This window comes from Tardiphaga sp. (genome assembly GCF_028290785.1).
GTDB lineage: Bacteria > Pseudomonadota > Alphaproteobacteria > Rhizobiales > Xanthobacteraceae > Tardiphaga.
The window spans coordinates 1-3,640 of the sequence record NZ_JAQGJD010000409.1 but is presented as its reverse complement, the minus strand read 5'-3'; the positions used below and the strand labels follow the sequence as shown (position 1 = coordinate 3,640).

The window sequence follows — 3,640 nt, the reverse complement described above, 5'->3', positions numbered from 1 at the left end:
GATCATCTCACTCAGCGGCAACCGTCGGACTGGCAGATGTCACGATATAGCGTCCTCCAACGGGAGCGATCGTGAAGGCCGGCAAACAACTAGATTTCTGCGATCCCAGCGATCGAGCTCTTCCAGCGGATAGAGAATGGCTTTGCCGCTCTTGATGAAAGATGGGCCGACCCTAATCGAACGCCAGTTGCGAAGGGTTCCCTCGCTGACCTGTCCGCGATAACGCTCAACAACCTCCTCAAGGGTGAGAAATACTGGACCTGCTGGAGGTACGAAGGAGCGGCTGGTGACGAGATTATGCAATGAGCTGTTGCGCGTTCCAATTTGCGTGAGGCTAGGATCGACGGTCATCGAGGAAACTCCGGTAAGTGCACAAGATGTTCTGCAATCAAACATTGACTGATTGCAGTTTCGGGGACGCCGTCAGCGGATTGCGACCGTTCCGATACACCAGTCTGAATGCCTGCACTTCTGAGGTCACAGAGCGCGCGTCGGCAGCGAGCCGAAGCAAGCTCATGCACGAACCGCGGAATGAGCCGTTCTGGCATGGCAGCTTGTGGCGCAAAGCTGCCGTTGAAGCATGTTCACTTTGGCGGCTCACGTTCACGGACCGATAACTAGCACTTTCAGCGAGTGCCCCATGAACGAGCCGACCGTTTCGTCTTGAAAAGCTTCATCGACAAATCCGGACAGCTAGAACTGCCCGGCCACCGTGACACGTAGCGGTCCGGCGCGAAGGATGTCCCGCCCGAGCTCATCAACAGCGACGCGCTCTATATCTAAGCATATAGCTCAGGAGATTCCTTCGGGCGAAGGAACAAAAAAACCGGATCGATCTGCAGCAAAATCCTCAAAGCGGAAGCCGAAACCTCCGACCACCCCTGTCCCCGATGACGATCGACTGGATGCGCTGAGGCTTGAGTTTCTGGTGCAGGCCAACAAACGCCACATCGGTCCGACCGAGGCGAAAGAGTAGTTCGAGCGCTTCATCGACCACCATCGATCGAAAGCCACCGAATTCGCCGATTGGAATGCGGCCGGACGCAACTGGCTCCGCAACAGTCCCAAATTCAGCCCTAAGCCCGGCGGTGGTGGCGGCGGCCAGCGCCAGAACGGCGGTTTCACGAATCTCCTTCTCGAACAGTGCGGATTGAGTTCAAGTTCGAGATAGAGCATGCCGGATATGCCTTGAAGCCAATCGAGCGTGCGATTGGCCGAGACTTCTGGAAATGCTCGCACGGAAAGCGATCGGTCGCTTTCGTGGTCGTCACCAACGAATCGTCCTCCGAACTGGTACGGCGGCTTGGACTGGGCGATGTCACCTCGATCGAGGACTTTTGCTGTCACGTCGCGCCGATCGGCGCCATCTGCAAGCACGGCGGCCTGAGCACCTTTCACGATGCGCTAAAGAAAGCTTGGGCGGCTGTCGGCGAGCGTCGGTCGCCCGCCTATCGTCAGCAGCGGCAACGGTTCAATCCACGTACCGAAACGCGCTCGGACAGCCCGGGCTTTGGTGCGGTGCGCGGGCTCCGCCATCTCCCATGAAACCATTCAACTGGAAGGTTTTATCTTAACCCTGATGCAACCGGCGTGTGATTAAAGCCTCAACTAGATTTCTTGGGGAGGCACAAGGTGATTGAGCGGTTTTCGACATATGACAAGGTGTTGCTCGGCGGTGCGCTGATTATGGCATCCGGGACGCTTTTTCCGATTGTGAAGATGCCGATTGTTGGCAGCATGAATTACATAGCGGGCGGCAAGGGCGACGGGATCGTTGTCTTAGGACGAGCGATCGCAATCGTTCTTGCCGGCTTGTATGCATACCGCCGGACGGCAGCGGCTCTCGGTGTCGCAGCCCTGTGTATCATGGGGCACACCTTGGTTGGGCTGTTAGCCATTCTAGAGAAAGCTCGATCTGCGCCTGTTCCGAAAAACAATCCGTTTTCGGGGCTTGGTAATATTTTGATCAACTCGGTGGGCATTGAGTGGGGATGGCTGCCTTTGATTGGAGGAGCGCTGGCCGTGATAGTTGCTGGTCTTTTGTCGACCCCTATCAAGATAGCCGGAATCGCAAGCAAGGAGCCGGCGTTCCAGAGCGCTGCGTTCTCGACCGAAAGTGCAGATGCAGCGATCGCCGCGTATATTGACTCACAGAAGCGATCACCATCGACCAAGGCGGCGCCGTCGCCTGGTTTCGGAAAACGCTCGATTTAAGTTTAGCTGAGAACGATCGAAGTAAGGTGTTGACATGGAGTCTACTCCTTGACATCGATCAAACCATCAGAATTTCGCAAGCACCATAGCCCGCCCGGCACCCGCCGAGGCGGGCTTTGCATTTCGTTGGTGTCGCATAATAAATGTGGTCACGCGTCATGCGGGCGGACGTACAGCGATGGTGGCATGACGAGAATCCAGGCGCGCCGTGGCCACCCGGAACCGAGTCAGCCTTGCGTCAAAGTTCACAGTCTGGTTCTCGCAGTGCACCCGCTGCGCTGCGTCATTTCTAGCAGGAAGTATTTGAATCGCTGGCCGTGGCGATCGATCGCTACTACTTCAGCGTCCTTTTCCATTCCTCTACGGCAGCGTCGAGCCTAGCTCGATTGTTGCCATGTTCAGCAACCAGTCCAACTGCTTGATCTGGCGTGATACCGTGCTTCCTAGCGAAATAGGCTAATTCGTAGCCCTCGTCGGCCGAGACGTTGTCACTGTCGGGCTTACCGACCTTCTTTTTGTCGTCTGCCATTTCCTCCTCCTGTACATGAAGTCTGAAGAGTTTAGACCGCAGCATATCAGACAACCATCGGAATCTTAACGAGGCTTCAACCTGCCATGCAGGTCGCAACGGCGACGGCCATGGCTCTAGAAACGGAATACCGAAAGCGAACGGTGCAAGACCATGTCCTATCAAATTGGCAACGTTGAAGTGCAAGGCTCTGAGCCCACCAACGTCATTGCGCTGGTGTTCGGCCGTAAGACCACGGATGGCGGAAAGCCCGCATCCGGTCTCACCGTCGCCTGCTGTTCCAACAGGAAGGTGCGTGCGACCTGTCCATGCGTGAGGCTGATGTGGTGGATATGGCCGATCACCGGCGGCGTGCGCGACATCAACTTCATCATCAAATAGTGAGGCCGCCTTTGCTCCCGAAAAGGGAAGGCGGCCCCGTGCTGCACATTCAAATTGCGACCGGACGCAAGAACTAGATCGGTCGCCATGCGGCGCTTTCGACGCTAGTTGCCGCGCGCACGGGTGCAACGGAACTCGTTTCTTAACCTCACCAATCAACCTTACCGAGGAGTCTGAATGATCCGCTTTCTTGCGGCAGTTTTGCTCTGCGCTCTCCTTGCCATGCCCGCAGAAGCCAAGCAGCGACGGTCGGTCGCTTGCGTCGAAACCGGCACTATCATGGCGCCGCAATGCGAGATGGTGCCGGCAGCCGATGTCTGGGCGTACTTGCGACGGGCGGCGCGTCAAGTCCATTCGAGTGACAATGAAACGGGAGCGAGTATCGACCCTGAAGCCCCCCCGGCAGGCTGCTGGATTTTCATGCCACACATTACGCGGCGCCTCCGGATTTGTTCCTCCTCTCGTCAGGTATCCACATCGAAGAGCAGCGACGAGCGCCGATCGCGTCGCGCGTCC

General features: G+C 56.9%; 7 protein-coding genes. 4 read left to right on the top strand and 3 right to left on the bottom strand.

The genetic code is table 11. The features are described 5' to 3' along the window. Positions 1–39 precede the first annotated feature (39 nt). Both JWR89_RS25785 and JWR89_RS25780 read right to left on the bottom strand, forming a co-directional pair. Positions 40–303: a helix-turn-helix domain-containing protein gene (locus JWR89_RS25785; RefSeq protein ID WP_299721038.1), complete on the bottom strand. Its 264-nt coding sequence runs from the start codon at positions 301–303 to the stop codon at positions 40–42. A gap of 489 nt (positions 304–792) precedes the next feature. Further along, positions 793–1,176, bottom strand: coding sequence for a hypothetical protein (locus JWR89_RS25780; protein WP_299721037.1), 384 nt, complete (start codon positions 1,174–1,176; stop codon positions 793–795). A 12-nt stretch (positions 1,177–1,188) separates the two neighbouring features. Between JWR89_RS25780 and JWR89_RS25775 the strand changes: the two genes are divergently transcribed. Both JWR89_RS25775 and JWR89_RS25770 read left to right on the top strand, forming a co-directional pair. Then, entirely contained in the window at positions 1,189–1,545 is a 357-nt protein-coding gene (locus tag JWR89_RS25775; RefSeq protein ID WP_299721036.1) for a hypothetical protein, read from the top strand. An 87-nt stretch (positions 1,546–1,632) separates the two neighbouring features. Then, positions 1,633–2,214: a hypothetical protein gene (locus tag JWR89_RS25770; protein ID WP_299721035.1), complete on the top strand. Its 582-nt coding sequence runs from the start codon at positions 1,633–1,635 to the stop codon at positions 2,212–2,214. Between the two features lie 334 nt (positions 2,215–2,548). Here JWR89_RS25770 and JWR89_RS25765 read toward each other — a convergent pair whose 3' ends face one another. Beyond that, positions 2,549–2,743 (bottom strand): DUF3606 domain-containing protein, encoded by a 195-nt coding sequence (locus JWR89_RS25765; RefSeq protein ID WP_299721034.1) that lies wholly within the window; start codon positions 2,741–2,743, stop codon positions 2,549–2,551. A 153-nt stretch (positions 2,744–2,896) separates the two neighbouring features. Between JWR89_RS25765 and JWR89_RS25760 the strand changes: the two genes are divergently transcribed. Further along, complete coding sequence (locus tag JWR89_RS25760) at positions 2,897–3,124, top strand: hypothetical protein (RefSeq protein WP_299721033.1); 228 nt, start codon at positions 2,897–2,899, stop codon at positions 3,122–3,124. A 177-nt stretch (positions 3,125–3,301) separates the two neighbouring features. Continuing rightward, positions 3,302–3,640 (top strand): hypothetical protein (locus JWR89_RS25755; protein ID WP_299721032.1); only part of this gene is annotated, 339 nt, incomplete at its 3' end.

Excerpts from the sequence above, each read along its gene's own strand:
- JWR89_RS25780 (WP_299721037.1), bottom strand. The coding sequence starts at position 1,176 with ATGCTCTATCTCGAACTTGAACTCAATCCGCACTGTTCGAGAAGGAGA.
- JWR89_RS25760 (WP_299721033.1), top strand. The coding sequence starts at position 2,897 with ATGTCCTATCAAATTGGCAACGTTGAAGTGCAAGGCTCTGAGCCCACC.
- JWR89_RS25765 (WP_299721034.1), bottom strand. The coding sequence starts at position 2,743 with ATGGCAGACGACAAAAAGAAGGTCGGTAAGCCCGACAGTGACAACGTC.